The sequence below is a fragment of the Staphylococcus sp. GDX8P114P-2 genome (genome assembly GCF_017892945.1).
Lineage (GTDB): Bacteria > Bacillota > Bacilli > Staphylococcales > Staphylococcaceae > Staphylococcus > Staphylococcus arlettae.
Genome location: NZ_JAESMB010000012.1, coordinates 44,907 through 63,180, shown reverse-complemented (window position 1 = coordinate 63,180; position 18,274 = coordinate 44,907). Strand labels below are relative to the sequence as shown.

Annotated in this window: 22 protein-coding genes; 1 reads left to right on the top strand and 21 read right to left on the bottom strand. The window is 34.6% G+C overall.

The window, feature by feature from the left end; translation table 11 throughout:
- Window positions 1-54: 54 nt before the first annotated feature.
- Complete coding sequence (locus KA845_RS06435; protein ID WP_002508994.1) at window positions 55-498, top strand: YwpF-like family protein; 444 nt, start codon at window positions 55-57, stop codon at window positions 496-498.
- Window positions 499-791: 293 nt separating this feature from the next.
- On the opposite strand, the gene fabZ is transcribed toward KA845_RS06435, so the two are convergent.
- The 21 genes from fabZ to KA845_RS06330 form a co-directional block, all read right to left on the bottom strand.
- The gene (gene fabZ, locus KA845_RS06430; RefSeq protein WP_002508993.1) at window positions 792-1,229 is read right to left on the bottom strand and encodes a 3-hydroxyacyl-ACP dehydratase FabZ; all 438 of its coding nucleotides are present in this window, start codon (window positions 1,227-1,229) and stop codon (window positions 792-794) included.
- A gap of 39 nt (window positions 1,230-1,268) precedes the next feature.
- Entirely contained in the window at window positions 1,269-2,534 is a 1,266-nt protein-coding gene (gene murA / locus KA845_RS06425; protein ID WP_103387748.1) for a UDP-N-acetylglucosamine 1-carboxyvinyltransferase, read from the bottom strand.
- 111 nt (window positions 2,535-2,645) lie between these two features.
- The gene (locus KA845_RS06420; RefSeq protein WP_103387749.1) at window positions 2,646-2,879 is read right to left on the bottom strand and encodes a DUF1146 family protein; all 234 of its coding nucleotides are present in this window, start codon (window positions 2,877-2,879) and stop codon (window positions 2,646-2,648) included.
- 518 nt (window positions 2,880-3,397) lie between these two features.
- Complete coding sequence (locus KA845_RS06415; protein ID WP_103388819.1) at window positions 3,398-3,802, bottom strand: F0F1 ATP synthase subunit epsilon; 405 nt, start codon at window positions 3,800-3,802, stop codon at window positions 3,398-3,400.
- Window positions 3,803-3,820: 18 nt separating this feature from the next.
- Window positions 3,821-5,233 (bottom strand): F0F1 ATP synthase subunit beta, encoded by a 1,413-nt coding sequence (atpD, locus tag KA845_RS06410; RefSeq protein WP_210127868.1) that lies wholly within the window; start codon window positions 5,231-5,233, stop codon window positions 3,821-3,823.
- Between the two features lie 23 nt (window positions 5,234-5,256).
- Entirely contained in the window at window positions 5,257-6,123 is an 867-nt protein-coding gene (gene atpG, locus KA845_RS06405; RefSeq protein ID WP_002510311.1) for an ATP synthase F1 subunit gamma, read from the bottom strand.
- 30 nt (window positions 6,124-6,153) lie between these two features.
- Window positions 6,154-7,662 carry a F0F1 ATP synthase subunit alpha gene (atpA, locus tag KA845_RS06400; RefSeq protein WP_167868162.1) on the bottom strand — a complete coding sequence of 503 codons (1,509 nt, stop codon included), beginning with the start codon at window positions 7,660-7,662 and terminating at the stop codon, window positions 6,154-6,156.
- 23 nt (window positions 7,663-7,685) lie between these two features.
- Window positions 7,686-8,225, bottom strand: a complete 540-nt coding sequence (locus KA845_RS06395) for a F0F1 ATP synthase subunit delta (protein ID WP_103388817.1) — start codon at window positions 8,223-8,225, stop codon at window positions 7,686-7,688.
- Complete coding sequence (locus tag KA845_RS06390) at window positions 8,225-8,743, bottom strand: F0F1 ATP synthase subunit B (RefSeq protein ID WP_031266549.1); 519 nt, start codon at window positions 8,741-8,743, stop codon at window positions 8,225-8,227. Before KA845_RS06390 ends, KA845_RS06395 begins: the two co-directional genes overlap by 1 nt.
- A 106-nt stretch (window positions 8,744-8,849) precedes the next feature.
- Window positions 8,850-9,062, bottom strand: a complete 213-nt coding sequence (atpE, locus tag KA845_RS06385) for a F0F1 ATP synthase subunit C (RefSeq protein WP_002510315.1) — start codon at window positions 9,060-9,062, stop codon at window positions 8,850-8,852.
- Window positions 9,063-9,100: 38 nt separating this feature from the next.
- Entirely contained in the window at window positions 9,101-9,823 is a 723-nt protein-coding gene (atpB, locus tag KA845_RS06380; protein WP_002510316.1) for a F0F1 ATP synthase subunit A, read from the bottom strand.
- Between the two features lie 20 nt (window positions 9,824-9,843).
- Entirely contained in the window at window positions 9,844-10,200 is a 357-nt protein-coding gene (locus KA845_RS06375; RefSeq protein ID WP_167868161.1) for an ATP synthase subunit I, read from the bottom strand.
- 145 nt (window positions 10,201-10,345) lie between these two features.
- Window positions 10,346-11,476, bottom strand: coding sequence for a non-hydrolyzing UDP-N-acetylglucosamine 2-epimerase (wecB, locus tag KA845_RS06370; protein ID WP_167868160.1), 1,131 nt, complete (start codon window positions 11,474-11,476; stop codon window positions 10,346-10,348).
- A gap of 22 nt (window positions 11,477-11,498) precedes the next feature.
- Window positions 11,499-12,128, bottom strand: a complete 630-nt coding sequence (gene upp / locus KA845_RS06365; RefSeq protein ID WP_002510319.1) for a uracil phosphoribosyltransferase — start codon at window positions 12,126-12,128, stop codon at window positions 11,499-11,501.
- An 18-nt stretch (window positions 12,129-12,146) separates the two neighbouring features.
- The gene (locus tag KA845_RS06360) at window positions 12,147-13,385 is read right to left on the bottom strand and encodes a serine hydroxymethyltransferase (protein WP_021458996.1); all 1,239 of its coding nucleotides are present in this window, start codon (window positions 13,383-13,385) and stop codon (window positions 12,147-12,149) included.
- 23 nt (window positions 13,386-13,408) lie between these two features.
- Entirely contained in the window at window positions 13,409-13,936 is a 528-nt protein-coding gene (locus tag KA845_RS06355) for a TIGR01440 family protein (RefSeq protein WP_167868159.1), read from the bottom strand.
- Between the two features lie 138 nt (window positions 13,937-14,074).
- Complete coding sequence (locus KA845_RS06350) at window positions 14,075-14,500, bottom strand: low molecular weight protein arginine phosphatase (RefSeq protein ID WP_021458998.1); 426 nt, start codon at window positions 14,498-14,500, stop codon at window positions 14,075-14,077.
- On the bottom strand, window positions 14,497-15,540 hold the full coding sequence (locus KA845_RS06345; RefSeq protein ID WP_103388814.1) for an L-threonylcarbamoyladenylate synthase: 1,044 nt from the start codon (window positions 15,538-15,540) through the stop codon (window positions 14,497-14,499). The genes KA845_RS06350 and KA845_RS06345 overlap by 4 nt, the downstream gene beginning before the upstream one ends.
- Before the next feature lie 85 nt (window positions 15,541-15,625).
- Window positions 15,626-16,462 (bottom strand): peptide chain release factor N(5)-glutamine methyltransferase, encoded by an 837-nt coding sequence (gene prmC, locus KA845_RS06340; RefSeq protein ID WP_167868158.1) that lies wholly within the window; start codon window positions 16,460-16,462, stop codon window positions 15,626-15,628.
- Window positions 16,449-17,528 (bottom strand): peptide chain release factor 1, encoded by a 1,080-nt coding sequence (prfA, locus tag KA845_RS06335; RefSeq protein ID WP_210127867.1) that lies wholly within the window; start codon window positions 17,526-17,528, stop codon window positions 16,449-16,451. Before prfA ends, prmC begins: the two co-directional genes overlap by 14 nt.
- Window positions 17,528-18,127 (bottom strand): thymidine kinase, encoded by a 600-nt coding sequence (locus KA845_RS06330; protein WP_002510327.1) that lies wholly within the window; start codon window positions 18,125-18,127, stop codon window positions 17,528-17,530. Before KA845_RS06330 ends, prfA begins: the two co-directional genes overlap by 1 nt.
- Window positions 18,128-18,274 lie beyond the last annotated feature (147 nt).

The following is an 18,274-nucleotide window of genomic DNA, read 5'->3' as shown; positions in this document are numbered from 1 at the left end:
GGTACATAAATGTAGATATAGTAATTTTTAAATTTTATTAATGGATGTGAGACGATGAAAACATTTAAAGCCGTAAGATTTCAAATCGTATCAGAAAACGGTGGTGTCACTGAATACGAATTAGAAGATGGTGTCATTATCAATAAAGAGAATAGTGGCACTGGCTGGTTATTAGAAATCGTCATTTCAGATTATCACTATGAAACAATGAAAGCTTTTCAAGAAGACGATAGTTTATTAGATATTCGTGTTGTTATCACACGACCTTCAAATGATCCTGCACTCTTTGATGCCACGATAAAGCATATTACTAAATTACAACATTCTATTTCTGTAGTTTTTGAATGCCATATCTATACATTAAGACAAGTATATGCTGAAAGTTTATTAGAACAACTCATCGATGAAGGTCTTACAGGAGATGAACTTAAAACATCATTTAATAGATTGATGCAATCGAAACCTCGTTTAAAAGATGAGAAAAGCGACAAACATTAAATGTACGGAATGATTTAACACATAATATAAAACTATAATTAACTTACTTAGACACTTTTGTTTTTGTCAAAATGACTTATATCAAAAGTGTTTCTTTAATTTTGTTTTCTTAAAAAGTATAATTTACGCATCAAAAAAAGAGCCTGAACACATTATGAAATGCCTTTGTCTAAATAACACTTATTAAAGTGAAAATTTTAAATAAAGCATATCTATTAATGTGTTAGACTCTTTACATATAGTATTAACTATTACAATGCAACGAAGGTTTTTGAACACCTTTCGCTTTATAATTATGCGTCTTGTATTGCAAATGTCAATTCACAACTACATGCTACTTGACCATCTACCGTTGCTTTAGCAGTACCTTTACCTATAGGTCCTTTAATTTTTGTAATTTCAACTTCTAATGTCAAAGTATCACCTGGAACAACTTGACGTTTAAAGCGACATTTATCAATACCAGCAAATAAAGCTAATTTCCCTTTATTCTCCTCGCTATTTAACATTGCCACTGCGCCAGTTTGAGCTAACGCCTCAGTAATTAACACACCAGGCATTACTGCATACTCTGGAAAATGACCTTGGAAAAATGGTTCGTTACCAGACACTTGTTTAATCGCTACACAACGATTACCTTCTTCATACTCAACCACTTTATCAATGAGTAAAAAAGGTTGTCTATGTGGGATGATTTGCTTGATTTGATTATAATCGAAAATTGTTTCCATTTTAAGTTCCTCCAACTTAATTCATTGTGTAAATTAGCATTAATCTTGAACGCGTACGATATCTGCACCTAATGATTTTAATTTGCCATGTAAGTCAACATAACCACGATCAAGGTGCTTAAGTTCTGTCACCTGTGTTGTACCTTGTGCAACTAACCCAGCTAATATTAATGCAGCTGCTGCACGTAAGTCTGTGGCTTTAACTTGTGCACCTTGTAATTCACTTTTACCTTCAATTTTAGCACTGCGACCTTCAACTGAAATGTTAGCATTCATACGTTTGAATTCGCCTACGTGCATAAAACGATTTTCAAAAACTGTTTCAGTTACAACTTTATTACCTTCTGCAGTCAATAATAATGCCATCATTTGGGATTGCATATCTGTAGGGAATCCAGGATGTGGTAAAGTTTTAATATCCACTGGTTTTAGTTCTTCAGTTGCTCGTACGCGTATAGCATCATCTAAGTATTCTAAATCTACTCCCATTTCTTCCAGTTTATACACTAAGCTTGTCATATGCTCTTTTATTGCACCGTTTACTAATACATCACCACGTGTAATTGCGCCAGCGATAAGTAAAGTACCTGCTTCAATTCTATCTGGAATAATTGCATGTTCTACACCGTGTAGTTTTTCCACACCATTTATAGTGACTGTATCAGTACCAGCACCTAATACATTGCCGCCCATTTCATTTATATAGTTAGCCAAATCTACAATTTCAGGTTCACGTGCTACGTTTTCTAAAATTGTTTTTCCTTCGGCTAATGACGCCGCCATTATAATATTTTGTGTTGCACCAACACTTGGAAAATCTAAATGTATTGTTGTTCCTTTTAAGCCATTTTGAGCATTTGCATAAATAAATCCACCATCCATATGGATTTCAGCGCCCAATTCTTCAAAGCCTTTAATATGTTGTTCGATTGGTCGAGAGCCAATAGCACATCCACCTGGTAACGCTACTTTAGCATGACCTAAGCGTGCTAATAACGGACCCATTACTAAAATACTTGCTCTCATTTTACTTACATATTCGTAAGGAGCTTCTTCAAATAAAGTTTTGGTTGCATCTACAGATACGTATTCTTCTTCTTTGTTGTATGAAACCTCTGCATTTAATGTAGATATTACATTATTAATCGTTTCTACATCACTTAATGCAGGCACGTTTAATAGTTTACTTTCACCTTCTGAAGCTAATAATGATGCTGTTAATACAGGTAAAACTGCATTTTTAGCACCTGAAACTTTAACTTCTCCAGTTAGTTTATTTCCGCTATTGATAACTATTTTGTCCATCTTAATATCCTCCACTTTAAACTCCTATTTCAGACTCTTTTAAATATTATATTTTTAGTTACTTTCAAAATTATTATATCTTTATTGAAAAATAATTCACAAGTATTTGACCTATTTCATCAAATATTTTAGTTGTGTAGAAAATTGTAATAAATCAATTATAAAATTACTTACTGCAGTACCTAAAAATATAGCAATAAAAATCATACATATTTGTACTTGAACGGGGAAACCCTTTTTAAAAAACTGTTCTAATCTTACAGCATTCAATGCCCAATAACTTATACAAATACAGATAACATGTAATATTAAATGTACTATTGCAAATTGACCTAGATATTCCATTTTCAATTCTCCTCATTATTCTCTAATTAATTATTTTACACGAAATAATTGTTAAAAGATACTTTCACATACTCAATATGTACATTAATTAAGAATAATAAGTTACGATTTACATTCTATATTTCATAAAGAATGGTTTTGTAAAAGTAAGTCTAATAATTTATATTTTCACTTATTTTTATATTTTAAACATTAAAAAGAGGGAGTGGGACAGAAATCTGATTTGAAAAAATGATTTCGTCGTCCCACCCCGGCAAGGATGACTAGCGTTGAAACAAGCTTGGTTTGAAGCGCATTTTCAATGCAGTCAGCTACTGCCAATATGAAAAAAGATTTCGAATAAAACATGAAGTGGGACAGAAATCTGATTTTGAAAAAATGATTTCGTCGTCCCACCCCGGCAAGGATGACTAGCGTTGAAACAAGCTTGCTTTGAAGCGCATTTTCAATGCAGTCAGCTACTGCCAAAATGAAAAGAGGTTGGAACAAATTAATATTGTCCCAACCTCTTTATTAATTTATTGTAATTCAGCGACACGTAATCTATTATTTGCACGTTCTAACGCGCGTTTTGCTCTATAGATATCACTGTTGTCGTCTTCATTAGCCAAGTGCGATTCTGCTTTTGATTTCGCTAATTGTGCTCTAGCGACATCTATTTCATTCGCACGTTCTGCAGTTTGTACAATAACTGATAATTTATGTTGTCTAACCTCAACAAAGCCTTCACTCACTGCAATATATTCTGAACCACTATCAAAATTCACTTTGACATAGCCGATTTTTAATGCTGCAACTGTAGGAATATGTCCCCACATGACACCCATTTCGCCAGCTGTAGTTTGTAATACAGCAAGTTCAATGTCTTCACGTTCGTATACAGCACCATTAGGAGTGACAATATTTAGGGTTAATGTGTTCATTATCCTTACCTCCTAATTTTAAACTTCAACACCCATATCTTTTGCTTTTGCTAATACGTCGTCCATACTACCAACAAGACGGAAAGCATCTTCAGGAATGTGATCATACTTACCTTCTAAGATATCTTTGAAGTCTTCAACAGTTCGTTTAACTGGAACATAAGAACCTTTTTGTCCTGTGAATTGTTCAGCAACGTGGAAGTTTTGTGATAAGAAGAATTGAATTCTACGTGCACGTTCAACTGTACTTTTATCATCTTCGGATAATTCATCCATACCTAAAATTGCAATAATGTCTTGTAATTCACGGTATTTTTGAAGTGTTGATTGTACTTGTCGTGCTACATCATAATGCTCTTGTCCAACAACTGATGGTTCAAGCGCTCTTGATGTAGAAGCAAGTGGGTCAACCGCTGGATAAATACCCATTTCTGTTAATTTACGTTCTAAGTTTGTTGTAGAGTCTAAATGAGCAAATACGTTTGCTGGAGCTGGATCGGTATAGTCATCGGCAGGTACGAATACTGCTTGGATAGAAGTTACCGAACCTTTCGTAGTTGATGTAATACGTTCTTGTAATTGACCCATTTCTGTACTTAATGTTGGTTGATAACCTACGGCTGAAGGCATACGACCTAATAAAGCTGATACTTCAGAACCAGCTTGTGTAAATCTGAAGATATTATCGATGAATAATAATACATCTTTACCTTCTTCATCACGGAAGTACTCTGCCATAGTTAAGCCTGAAAGTGCTACACGCATACGTGCACCAGGTGGCTCGTTCATTTGACCGAATACCATCGCTGTCTTTTTAATAACGCCACTATCACTCATCTCGAAGTATAAATCGTTACCTTCACGTGTACGTTCACCTACACCTGCGAATACTGAAATACCACCATGCTCTTGAGCGATGTTATTAATTAATTCTTGAATAAGTACAGTTTTACCTACACCTGCACCACCAAATAATCCGATTTTACCACCTTTAATATACGGTGCTAATAAATCTACAACTTTAATACCTGTTTCTAATATTTCTACTTTCGTAGATAATTGATCGAATGCAGGTGATTCTCTATGAATTGGGTCACGACGTACTGAATCATCAATTTTTTCATCCAAATCGATTGTGTCACCTAATACATTAAACACTCTTCCAAGTGTCGCATCACCAACAGGTACACTAATACTATTGCCAGTATCTTTTACTTCAGTGCCACGTTTAACACCTTCTGTACCATCCATTGCAATTGTACGGACCACATCGTCGCCTAATTGAAGCGCTACTTCTAACGTCAAACTTGTTGTTTCATTGTCTTTTTCTACATCTAGAACTAAGGCATTGTTAATTGCTGGCACTTCATTATGTTCAAAACGAACATCAATGACTGGACCCATAATTTGCGTTACACGGCCTACTCCCATGTTAATTTTCCTCCTTTATTATTCTATTCAAGTGCAGTTGAGCCACCAACAATTTCAGTAATTTGTTGTGTGATAGCTGCTTGACGAGCTCTATTATATTCGAGTGATAAATCATCGATAAGTTCTGTTGCATTATCTGTTGCGTTTTTCATTGCAGTCATTCGTGCTGCATGTTCACTTGCTTTAGCATCAAGTATTGTGCCATAAATCAAGCTTTCCACATACTGTGGTAAAATAACGCTCAATATAGATTCTTTGTCTGGTTCAAATTCATATGATGACATTTGACCATGTCCTAGACTGGAATCTTCTGGAGATAATGGTAAGACAGTTTTCTTAGATGGTTTGTTTTCTAATACAGTGACAAAATGACTAAAGTAAATGTTTAATTCGTCGATTTCTTCATCTCCATATAAATCAATAGCCTTTTTAGCTATCGCTTGAACAGATTTAAAGGATGGTTGGTCAGCAATATCAACGATTGAACCTTTTACTTCATAGCCTCTGTTTTTGAGAAAATCAACACCCGTTTGACCTAGTACTAAAATTTCATATTCATCTGCTCGTTCATGTTTACTTTTTATATCATTCAACAAGTTTTTTAATACACCAGCATTATATGCACCAGCTAAACCTTGATCACTTGTAATAACTAAATAGCCACTCTTTTTAACTTCACGTTGTTGTAACATTGGATGACTAGAGTTTTTATTAGCTCCAGCAACTGCAGTAATCGCATCTTGCATTTTTTCCATATACGGAGCAAATTGTTTTGTATTACTTTCAGCACGACGTAGTTTTGAACTTGAAACCATGTTCATTGCTTTAGTAATTTGTTTCATTTTTTCCGTAGATTTTATACGTGTATCAATCTCTTTAAGAGATGCCATTATCTCACCACCTTTTGTAGCTTATATTAATTATTGTGATTGACTAAAGCTCTTTTTAAATTCATTAATCGCAGCTTCAAATTTTTCGTTTTCTGGTAATCCACCTGAATTTCTAATCTCATCAAGTAATGATGAAGCATTTGATTTTGCCCATTGATTAAATTCAGTTTCAAAACGAGTAATATCTGCTACTGGGATATCGTCTAAATAACCTTTAGTTAATGCAAAAATAATTAATACTTGGTTTTCAACAGGTAGTGGTTTGTTTTTATCTTGTTTCAACACTTCTACTGTACGTTTACCACGTTCTAATTTTTGTGCAGTAAATTCATCTAAATCTGAACCAAATTGTGCAAATGATTCTAATTCACGATAAGAAGCTAAGTCTAGTCTTAACGTACCAGCAACTTTTTTCATTGCTTTAATTTGCGCTGATCCACCTACACGAGATACAGATTGTCCAGCATTGATTGCTGGTCTAACTCCTGAGAAGAATAAATCAGATTGTAAGAAAATTTGTCCATCTGTGATTGAAATTACGTTTGTTGGCACATACGCAGAAATATCGCCAGCTTGTGTTTCAATGATAGGTAAAGCAGTAATAGAACCGCCGCCTAGTTCATCATTTAATTTTGCTGCTCTTTCAAGTAATCTACTATGTAAGTAGAAGACATCACCTGGGTATGCTTCACGGCCTGGTGGTCTACGTAATAATAATGATAATTCACGATAAGCTGCTGCTTGTTTTGTTAAATCATCATAAACAATTAATACGTCTTTACCATCAAACATAAATTCTTCGCCGATTGTCACTCCTGCATAAGGTGCAATATATAACATTGGCGCTGGGTCTGCAGCTGATGCTGAAACAATGATAGTATAGTCTAATGCGCCTTCTTGACGTAATTTCTCAACATTCGCACGTACTGTTGAATCTTTTTGACCAATTGCTACGTAAATACAAATAGTATTCTCGCTCTTTTGGTTTAAAATAGTGTCAATTGCTAATGTTGTTTTACCTGTTTGACGGTCACCAATAATTAATTCACGTTGTCCTTTACCAATAGGTACTAAGGCATCAATCGCTTTAATACCAGTTTGTAAAGGTTGATCAACTGATTTACGATCCATTACACCAGTAGCTTTTTTCTCCACTGGTCTTGTTTTAGAGGTATTAATTGGGCCTTGTCCATCAATTGGTTGACCTAATGGGTTAACTACTCTACCAACCATTTCTTCACCAACAGGAACTTCCATAACACGACCTGTACGTTTTACTTCGTCCCCTTCTTTGATATCTTGATATGGTCCCAAAATAACAACACCGACGTTAGATTCTTCTAAGTTTTGTGCTAAACCTAGTACACCACTTTTGAATTCTATTAATTCTCCAGCCATAACATCGTTTAGTCCGTGAATTAATGCAATACCGTCACCAATTTGAAGTACAGTTCCAACATCCGTAACAGACATTTCTGACTCATAGTTTTCAATTTGTGAGCGCAATAATGCACTAATTTCTTCAGCTTTAATGGCCATCTATGTCACTCCTTTAATATTTATTAGTTCACTCTTTTGAAATGTTTTTCTAATTGTGCAAGATCATTTTGTATACTTGCGTCCATTACTTTTGTACCTACATTAATTCTAATTCCACCAATTAAAGCAGGATTAATTTCATTTGAAAGAATGACTTTAGATAATTGTGTTTTATTTGTTATTATTGTTTCGATTTCTGATAACTCTTGTTCTGACAATTCATATACAGATTCAACTACTGCATAATCACGGTTGTAAAATTCGTTGTATTGTTGAGTAAATGCATTATAAATTTTATCGATTAGCCCTAAATGACGATTAGATGCAAGAATCATCAGCATATTTTGTATGTATTGATTAGAATTACCAAATACAATACCTACGATTCTACGACGATGATGACCATCTATTTGAGGATCCTGATCCATTGCTACTAAATTAGGAATCTCAGATTGTACAGCCTCATGGATTATTGAAAACTCGTCATAAACACTATCTAGTATTTCTGCATCTTTAGAAGCGTCAAATAATGCTTTAGCATACTTGTTAGCTACAATAGCCATTATTTATCCCCTGCCTCTTTAAGGTACTTAGCAACTAGTTCTTTTTGATCTTGGTCACTAATTTCTTTTTGTAATACTTTAGATGCAATTAGTACCGACAAGTCAGACACTTGATTATTAATATCCGCAATTGCACGTTCTTTTTGGCTGTTGATTTCATTTTGTGCTGTTTCAATCATGCCATTTGCGCGTACATTAGCTTCATTGATAATTTCTTCATGTTGTTGACGTGCTTGTACTTTTGCGTCTTCTAGTATTTTGTGAACCTCGTCCTGTGTTTCTTTTAAAGTTTGTTTATTTTGTTCTTCTAATTTTTGTGCATTTAATTTAGCTTGTTCAGCATCATCAATGTCTTTATTTATATCACGTTCACGTTTGTCCATAACTTCTTTTAAAGGACCCCATGCAAACTTTTTCAATAATGCTAATAAAACAAGAAAAGTAATTAAGGTAACAATGATCGTACCCCACTGAACACCACTAGCTTGGCTTGCACCTAATACTAATGTATTTGTCATCGCATTCACTAGCTCATACACTCCTTTCTTTCATTGTAACTATTTGCTGTTAGATAAAAACGAATGGCGAAAGTCAAAAAACGACTTCGCCTTTTTTAAAGTGTAATTACATGAACATTACGATGAATGAAATTACAAGACCAAGGATTGGTAATGCCTCAACTAAACCAATACCGATGAACATAATTGACATTAATTGTCCACGTGCTTCTGGTTGACGTGCTACACCTTCTACTGTTCTAGATACGATAAGACCGTTACCGATACCTGCACCTAATGCTGATAAACCAATTGCGATTGCTGCTGCGATTAAATTCATTAATAAATCCTCCTAAAAATTGTTTTATAATTTTATTTTTAATGGCTATCTTGTACTTTGTGTGACATATAAACCATTGATAGCATAATGAAAATATAGGCCTGAATTGAACCTATGAAAATCGAGAATGCTTGCCAAACAACTAAACCTGGTAAACCTATAATCCAACCCCATAACAAGTTATTAACTACTAATCCTGATAAAAGAGTAAGTAATAATTCACCAGCATAAATATTACCGTAAAGACGAAGACCTAACGTTAAAGTTGAAGTGAACTCCTCGAATAAATTGATTGGTAATAAGAAAATAGGTTTTGTGTAATTACCAAAGTAACTCTTTGTGCCACGCATTTTAATACCATAATAATGCGTCAACAGAATTATTAGCGTTGACAGTGTTAATGTAACAGTGGCATCTGCTGTTGGTGATTTCCACCACAACGTATGTCCTGACACAATAGAGAATGGTAAGCCAAGCATATTACTCACAAAGATAAACAAGATCAAAGTAACTGCAAGGAAGTGGAATTGACCACCTTTTGACCATGCCATATTGCTTTCAATAATACCTCGAACAAAGTCAAAAACCCATTCTATGAAGTTTTGCTTGCCGGTTGGACGTTTTTGAAGATTACGTGTACATATAATAGCTAGTACAAATACAATAATCGCTGTAATAATTAACATCATAATTGATGATAAATTAAACACGAGGTCTAAACCAAATACATTCCAACTGACAAGAGGGTTGTCGTGTTGCATACAATTTCACCTCTCTTTTACTAGTTTTTTTTCTTATGAATAAACGGTTTAATTGTTACCACAACATAAGAAATCATTAAACCTAAAGCCACACCAAAAATATTGATATTGTCTTTAAAAAAGACCCATATGGTACAAGCTAAAATCGCTACCAAATATCTCCAAATATTGCCCGTAGAAATATGTATCGTGTCACTCTTCTTAGCTTTCGCTAAGTAATATTCGAAAATAATCGTATTGAGTAACGAACCAACAGTACCTATGATTAACCCCAATATAAAAGGTGATTGTGTGAAAAAACACACAATAATCAATACAATTAATAAGTATAGATAGTATTGTATATATTGATTGAAAATGATGGAGAAACGTTTCAATTTTGTGCCTCATTTCGTCTATTTCATTCGTTTATGAAAACCGTTCCACTCATACAAATTTAATAATAATATAGCCTGTAAGTCGTGTCAATTCTATTAAAATTGTTAAATAAGTTTTTTTGCAGTCGACATAAAATTGTCACATTTAAACAAATGAATTTGGCTTTTTATCAATTATGCCAAAATAATATTTAATATGCTCACAAATGCGACTCGATGCATTGCCATCACCATAAGGGTTTTTTGCTTCACTCATTGCTTCGTAGCTATGCTGATTATCTAAAAGCTCTTTAGTTGCTTGTTCTATTGTTGCTGTTGAAGTACCTACAATTTTTAATGTGCCAGCCGTTACTCCTTCAGGTCGTTCTGTTGCATCTCTTAACACTAAGACAGGTTTACCAAGTGATGGCGCTTCTTCTTGGATGCCACCAGAATCAGTTAGAATAATATGAGACTGATTTGCAAAATTGTGAAAATCAGTTACACCTAATGGTTCTATTAATTCTATTCTGTCATGTCCTGCCAAATAATTGTTTGCAATTGCTCTTACCTTTGGGTTTTTGTGCATTGGATAGACAACTACCACATCGCTATACGTCTCAACAATATTACGTACAGCTTGAAAAATACGTTCCATAGGTTCGCCAATATTCTCTCTACGATGAGCAGTTAATAAAACAATACGTTTACCGGGATGGCGTTTGAGAATTGCTGAATCATAGTGTGTTTTTATTGTAGTTTTCATGGCATCAATCGCTGTATTTCCAGTTACTACAATACTCTCCTCTGATTTGTTTTCATCTAGCAAATTTTGGGCAGCATTAAATGTAGGGGCAAAATTTAAATCTGCCATTACCCCTACCATTTGTCTATTCATTTCTTCAGGAAACGGAGCATATTTATCCCATGTTCTCAATCCTGCCTCAACATGACCAATAGGAACTTGATTGTAAAATGCAGCTAAACTACCAGCAAACGTGGTCATAGTATCACCATGTACCAAAATCATATCCGGTTGTTCTTCTTGAATAACACTTTCGAGCTTCATTAACACTTTCGACGTAATTTGTGATAATGTTTGACCTTGCGTCATTATATCTAAATCATAGTCTGGTTGAATGTTAAAAGTATCTAAAACACCATCTAACATTTCTCGGTGTTGTGCTGAAACTACGACTACTGGCTCCAAAGCATTACTTTCTTGTAATGCTTTGACCAGAGGTGCCATTTTCACTGCTTCTGGACGAGTGCCAAAAACAGTCATAATTTTCTTCATTTTACTCCACTCCTGGATGTCACTATTTTGTACCAAACAAACGATCACCAGCATCACCTAAACCAGGTGTTACATATGCATGTTCGTCTAATCTATCATCTAATGCAGCAATGTAGATATCTACATCTTCATGCGCTTCTTTCATCTTTTCTACACCTTCAGGTGCAGCAACTAAACACATAAAACGAATATGTTTCGCCCCGCGTTTTTTCAATGAATTAATTGCTTCTATAGCAGAAGAACCTGTTGCTAACATAGGATCAACTACAACAATTTCACGCTCTTCAATATCTTGTGGTAATTTAGCAAAGTATTCTATTGCCTCTAAAGTCTTTGGATCTCTATATAATCCAATATGACCTATTCTAGCCGCTGGCACGAGGTTAAGAATACCTTGTGTCATGCCTAAGCCAGCTCTTAAAATTGGAACAAACGCTAATTTTTTACCTGTTAAACGTTTTGCTACCATTTTTGTCACTGGTGTTTCGATTTCAACGTCCTGTAAATCTAAATCTCTTGTTACTTCATACGCCATTAACATACCGACTTCGTCAACTAATTCTCTGAATTCTTTTGTGCCAGTATTTACGTCACGAATATAACTTAATTTGTGTTGAATTAATGGATGGTCAAAAACATGAACCTTGCCCATTTCATTTCCCTCCTAATATTAATTGTATAAAGGATGATTTGTAGTTAATGCCTTCACTCTAGATTTACCTTCTTCTAAAGTTTTTTCATCTTCTGGATTCTTAAGCACTAAACTAATAATTTTTCCAACTTCTTCGAATGCTTTTTTATCAAAACCTCTAGTAGTTGCTGCAGGCGTTCCTAATCTAATACCACTTGTAACAAATGGTTTTTCTTGATCGAATGGTATTGTGTTCTTGTTACATGTAATACCAATCGCATCTAATGTTTCTTCAGCAATTTTACCTGTGATACCAACTGATGATTTCACATCAACTGCTACAAGATGATTATCAGTACCTCCTGAAACAACTCTGAAACCTTCGTTTGTCAATGTTGATGCTAAAGTTTGAGCATTTTTGATGACTTGCTCTTGGTATGTTTTAAATTCGTCTTGTAATGCTTCACCAAAAGCAATCGCTTTACCGGCAATAACATGTTCTAATGGACCACCTTGAATACCAGGGAAGATTTTTTTATCAATTTCTTTTTTATATTCTTCCTTACATAAAATCATACCACCACGAGGCCCACGTAATGTTTTGTGCGTAGTAGTAGTAACAAAATCTGCATACTCAACAGGGTTTTGATGTAAACCAACTGCTACTAGTCCTGCGATATGTGCCATATCTACCATTAATTTAGCCCCTACTTCGTCTGCGATTTCTTTAAATCGTTTGAAGTCAATTTCTCGTGGATAAGCTGAAGCTCCTGCTACGATTAATTTAGGTTTGTGTTGCTTAGCGATGCTTAAAACTTCATCGTAATCGATTTTTTCAGTATCTTTGTCAACGCCATAGTCTACAAAGTTATAAAATTGGCCACTAAAGTTAACTGGTGCGCCATGAGTTAAATGACCACCGTGGCTTAAGTTCATTCCTAATACAGTGTCACCATGTTCAAGTGCAACTAAGTAAACTGCCATATTTGCTTGAGAGCCTGAATGTGGTTGAACATTAACATGTTCTGCACCAAACAATTGTTTAGCTCTTTCTATTGCTAAGCTTTCAGAGACATCAACGAATTCACAACCACCATAATATCTGCGGTTAGGATAGCCTTCAGCATATTTATTTGTTAATACTGATCCTTGTGCTTCCATTACTGCTTCTGACACGAAGTTTTCTGAAGCTATAAGCTCGATGTTGTTGTTTTGACGGTTAAATTCATTTTGAATCACTTCATAAATTTCTTTATCTTGCTTTTGAATAAATGACATTGGTAAATTCCCTCGCTTCTGTATTAGTTATATTTCGCTCGTTCGCCACCAATTTTCTTAGGTCTAGATGATGCAATCGTTACATTCGCTTCACCAATTCGTTTTACACTAGTACGTTCAGGGATAGCCACATGTTGTATATGCATACCAATTAATGTTTGACCAATATCTATTCCTTTAGGTACTGAAATAGTCTCTACAACCATTGGATCATTTAATTGACTATAAGCATAAGTAGCTAAACTACCTCCAGCGTGAACATCTGGCACTACTGTAACTTCTTCCATCGTATGTGGGTCAAAGTTGGATCGATCAATAGTTACTGCTCGATTAATATGTTCACAGCCCTGAAATACGAAAGACACGCCTGTTTCTCGTTCTATAGTCGCTAACAAATTATATATTGTTTCTGCTACTTCCATAGAACCAACGGAACCAATTCGCTCACCTATGATCTCGGATGTCGAACAACCAATCAGGCACAATTCATCTTCAACAAAAAATTCACGCGCTTTGAGTTCATTAAGCAATAACTGCAAATCTTCCTTCATTTTCCCACCCCTTTGAAAATAATTATATACAAAGTGTAAAGTTCTACCATTTACTATATAAATATATAAATTCAGCAAACTTGCTACACCTAGTTATTATAACGTATTTTTCAGATAACTTATACTAATTCTACAAATTTATTGCGTTAATATTTTAATTTTTATTTTCTCAATCAAAGTATTAAGTTCTTCAAAAACTGCGTCGTAAGCGTCTTCATCCGCACCAAACGGGTCACTAACTTCTCCTTGATAACCTGCATATTCTTTAATTGTGAATACATGATTTTGCTGACCAAACATGTAACTAATTGTATCTTTATGCGTTGTTGACATCGTTAAAATTAAATCAGCTTGCAAATCTGTTTCAGTAAACATTTGAGTATGGCTTGGTTGAGGTAATTGTTGTTTATTAATAATTGCTTGGCTGTGTGTTGAAATTGCCCCGCCATTATTTGCATATAATCCTCTTGATTCAATTGTGTAATGTGCCAATTTAGCCTTAGCTATACTTTCAGCTAATGGACTTCTACATGTGTTACCCGTACAAACGAAAATAATCTTCATAAAGTATCTCCATCTATCCATAATTGATTAGTCGCTTTTAACATTCTATTCATTATTGCTGCTGTATCGTCTTTATCTTCAAAAGCATACAAATAAGCCTCGTCAATATCATCTCTTCTGTCTATAAGATGTAATATTTCGTATAGTCTGTGATTAGCTGTTTTAATATCTTGTTCATCATCACACAACTCTATATATTGTGCATTACTCGGCACATAAGATTTTAAGGTTGCTGGTACAATAAATGCTTTACGCTCCCATAATTTATCGTAATTTGGTTGGTGTCGAAAATTTCTTAACAGATAAATAGGTGTTTGCGGTGCATAATGTTTATATTTCATACCTGGAGCAATAGGTCTCTCGCTATCAAAATTTGTTGTTGCAGCAATACTATTTGGAATAACCGCTTCAATCATTTTTTGTGTAATGGAACCTGGTCGTGCAATTTTAAAAGGAAATGACGTACAATCTAATACTGTACTTTCTAAACCTTCCTCACTTTGATCGCCGTTAATAATGCCATCAATACGGCCATTTAAATCTTGATAAACATGGTCGAATTGAGTAGGTGATGGCTTGCCACTTAAATTGGCACTCGGTGCAGCAATAGGTAAATCAACCAATTGTAATATTTGACGACCAATTCGATGACTTGGCATTCTTACTGCAATACTATTTAACCCACCTGACACTTTCGAACATAAATAACCTGATTTCAACGGCAAAATAAATGAAATTGGACCAGGCCAAAAATGTTTCATCAGTAAATAAACTTCATCAGTTATACCTGTCGTAAAATCAGTAAGTTGCTCAAGACTGTGAATATGTACAATTAACGGATTATCTGATGGTCTACCTTTGGCTTGATATATTTTTTTAACCGCATTATCATCCAAAGCGTTTGCCCCGAGACCATACACTGTTTCAGTAGGCAAAGCTATTAACCCGCCTTGATGATAAATTTGTTTAATATCATCTATCTCTGGAAATGTTGTTATATCATCAATATAACTTCTGACATCCCATATTTTTGTATTCACGTAAAATCACATCCTTTTTATTATATTTTAAAATATAATAAAAAGTTATGCAGTTATGTGACATACACATAAAATACATAACTTCTTACCATCTAAATGAAACTATTCGATTATTGTTATTAATATCTTTCAAAACTGCTACTTTAATATGTGGATACAGTTCATTGATTATCTCACATAATTTATCACCTTGGTTGTGTCCTATTTCAAAAACAACAGGTGCACCTTCACATAAAACTGCTGGTAAATTTCGTAATATTGCTTTGTAGATAGCTAAACCGTTATCCTCAGCAAATAATGCGCGATGTGGTTCGTAGTCTAATACCGTATCACTCATCAGTGTTGCTTCATTATTTTCAATATAGGGCGGATTTGAAATCAAACCGTTTAACTTAATCCCTTGCTCAATTAAAGGATTTAATGTATCACCTAACAAAAACTGAATATCTACTTCATGTTGTCTTGCATTTTGCCGAGCAATCTCTAACGTCTCAGATGCAATGTCGGTAGCATAAACATTTAAGGTAGGCATTAACTTTTTTAACATAATCGGTATATTACCACTACCCGTACCAATATCTACAATGGTATCACCAGCATGTAACATGTTTAAAAAATGCAACATAACCTCTTCTGTTTCTGGCCTAGGAATCAGACAATTTTCATTGACAGTAAATCGTTCACCATAAAATGTTTGAAAACCAACAATATATTGTACCGGTTCCCCTTGATATAAACGAGTTAAAGCATTATCTAATTTTTCCTTGTCTGTTGCGGTTAATTGCTCACTAGAATGAAGTACCATGTCTAAACGTGACCAATTCATTAAATCCATTATTAACCAATCTACCCTTGAAGTTTCGTAGCCTAATGTTGAACAGTGCGCCTTAGCATGCTCAATATATGTCTTAAAGTTCACCATCGTTAAGTTCTTTCAATTTTTCAGTTTGTTCTGAAAGTGTTAACGCATCAATAATTTCATCAATTTTACCTTCCATAATTTGATCTAACTTTTGTATAGTTAAACCAATTCTATGATCCGTCACACGATTTTGAGGATAGTTATACGTTCTAATACGTTCAGAACGATCACCAGTACCAACAGCTGATTTTCTTTCCGAAGCATATTTAGCTTGTTCTTCTTGTACCTTCATGTCATAAACACGCGCTTTTAACACTTTCATTGCTTTTTCACGGTTTTTAATTTGAGATTTTTCATCTTGCGACGTTACTACTGTACCTGTAGGTAAGTGAGTAATTCTTACTGCTGAATCTGTTGTATTTACGTGTTGACCACCTGCACCACTAGAACGATATGTGTCAATTTTAATATCTTCATTACGTATTTCTATTTCAACGTCTTCTGCTTCAGGTAATACAGCTACTGTAGCTGTAGACGTATGTATACGTCCTCCTGATTCTGTTTCAGGCACACGCTGAACACGGTGTGCACCATTTTCATATTTTAATTTAGAATATGCACCTTGCCCTTGAATCATAAAGCTAACTTCTTTATAACCACCGTGGTCACTAGCATTCATCTCTACTATATCCGTTTTATAACCGAGTGTTTCACTATAACGTGAATACATTCTTAATAAATCACCAGCAAAAATCGCTGCTTCATCTCCACCAGCTGCTGCTCGAATTTCCACGATAACGTTTTTATCATCATTCGGATCTTTAGGAATAAGTAGGAATTTCAACTCTTCTTCTAATTCAGGCATACGTGCTTTATTATTGTGCAATTCTTCTTTCAGCATCTCAATTTCATCTTTATCTTTTGTATCTTGCAACATTAGTTCCAACTCAGAAAGATCTTCATTGACTTGCTTATATTCTCTATAAACATCTACAGTTTTTTGTAAATCCGCCTGTTCTTTAGAATAGGCTCTTAATTTATTCGAATCATTTACTACTTCTGGATCACTTAGTAACTCATTTAACTGTTCATATCTTTCTTCAACAATATCTAATTGATCAAACACTACATTTCCTCCTTTTTCTCATCACTTGGTGCGATAATGTGATGTGCTCGACATCTAGGTTCGTAACTTTCATTTGCGCCAACTAAAATTATTGGATCATCTATCTTCGCAGGTTTACCATCAATCAAACGTTGTGTTCTGCTAGATGATGCGCCGCACACTGCGCACACGGCCTGTAATTTAGTTACTACTTCGCTCACTGCCAATAATTCTGGTATTGGCTTGAACGGTTTCCCTCTAAAATCCATATCTAATCCAGCTGTGATTACTCTATGGCCTCTTGCAGCAAGTTGTTCTGCAATATTCACAACTTCGTCCTCGAAAAACTGAACTTCATCTATACCAATAACATCAACTTCAGATAAGTCGTGTCTTAAAATTTCAGAAGCTGTAGTAATGTTAATTGCCTCTATGGCATTACCATTATGAGAAACAATTTTATCTTTATGGTATCTGTCATCAATTGCAGGTTTAAATACCACAACCTTTTGTTTAGCATAAACACCTCTACGCAGTCGACGAATCAACTCTTCAGACTTGCCACTAAACATACTTCCAGTAATACATTCAATCCACCCGGAATGATAAGTTTCATACATTATGAGCTCCACCTTTTTCAAAACATAATCGGTTTATTATATCATATTTAGCGTGCAGAAATCTTTAAAAATTGATAACTGTTTTTAATCAAATTTATAATAAAAAGCAAATCATACACTTTAATAATTATCATTATAAAACAAAAA

Bases quoted from the DNA above. Each gene is read 5' to 3' on its own strand.
- KA845_RS06435 (WP_002508994.1), top strand. From the start codon at position 55: ATGAAAACATTTAAAGCCGTAAGATTTCAAATCGTATCAGAAAACGGT.
- fabZ (WP_002508993.1), bottom strand. From the start codon at position 1,229: ATGGAAACAATTTTCGATTATAATCAAATCAAGCAAATCATCCCACAT.
- murA (WP_103387748.1), bottom strand. From the start codon at position 2,534: ATGGACAAAATAGTTATCAATAGCGGAAATAAACTAACTGGAGAAGTT.
- KA845_RS06420 (WP_103387749.1), bottom strand. From the start codon at position 2,879: ATGGAATATCTAGGTCAATTTGCAATAGTACATTTAATATTACATGTT.
- KA845_RS06415 (WP_103388819.1), bottom strand. From the start codon at position 3,802: ATGAACACATTAACCCTAAATATTGTCACTCCTAATGGTGCTGTATAC.
- atpD (WP_210127868.1), bottom strand. From the start codon at position 5,233: ATGGGAGTAGGCCGTGTAACGCAAATTATGGGTCCAGTCATTGATGTT.
- atpG (WP_002510311.1), bottom strand. From the start codon at position 6,123: ATGGCATCTCTTAAAGAGATTGATACACGTATAAAATCTACGGAAAAA.
- atpA (WP_167868162.1), bottom strand. From the start codon at position 7,662: ATGGCCATTAAAGCTGAAGAAATTAGTGCATTATTGCGCTCACAAATT.
- KA845_RS06395 (WP_103388817.1), bottom strand. From the start codon at position 8,225: ATGGCTATTGTAGCTAACAAGTATGCTAAAGCATTATTTGACGCTTCT.
- KA845_RS06390 (WP_031266549.1), bottom strand. From the start codon at position 8,743: ATGACAAATACATTAGTATTAGGTGCAAGCCAAGCTAGTGGTGTTCAG.
- atpE (WP_002510315.1), bottom strand. From the start codon at position 9,062: ATGAATTTAATCGCAGCAGCAATCGCAATTGGTTTATCAGCATTAGGT.
- atpB (WP_002510316.1), bottom strand. From the start codon at position 9,823: ATGCAACACGACAACCCTCTTGTCAGTTGGAATGTATTTGGTTTAGAC.
- wecB (WP_167868160.1), bottom strand. From the start codon at position 11,476: ATGAAGAAAATTATGACTGTTTTTGGCACTCGTCCAGAAGCAGTGAAA.
- upp (WP_002510319.1), bottom strand. From the start codon at position 12,128: ATGGGCAAGGTTCATGTTTTTGACCATCCATTAATTCAACACAAATTA.
- KA845_RS06360 (WP_021458996.1), bottom strand. From the start codon at position 13,385: ATGTCATTTATTCAAAAGCAAGATAAAGAAATTTATGAAGTGATTCAA.
- KA845_RS06355 (WP_167868159.1), bottom strand. From the start codon at position 13,936: ATGAAGGAAGATTTGCAGTTATTGCTTAATGAACTCAAAGCGCGTGAA.
- KA845_RS06350 (WP_021458998.1), bottom strand. From the start codon at position 14,500: ATGAAGATTATTTTCGTTTGTACGGGTAACACATGTAGAAGTCCATTA.
- prmC (WP_167868158.1), bottom strand. From the start codon at position 16,462: ATGGTGAACTTTAAGACATATATTGAGCATGCTAAGGCGCACTGTTCA.
- KA845_RS06330 (WP_002510327.1), bottom strand. From the start codon at position 18,127: ATGTATGAAACTTATCATTCCGGGTGGATTGAATGTATTACTGGAAGT.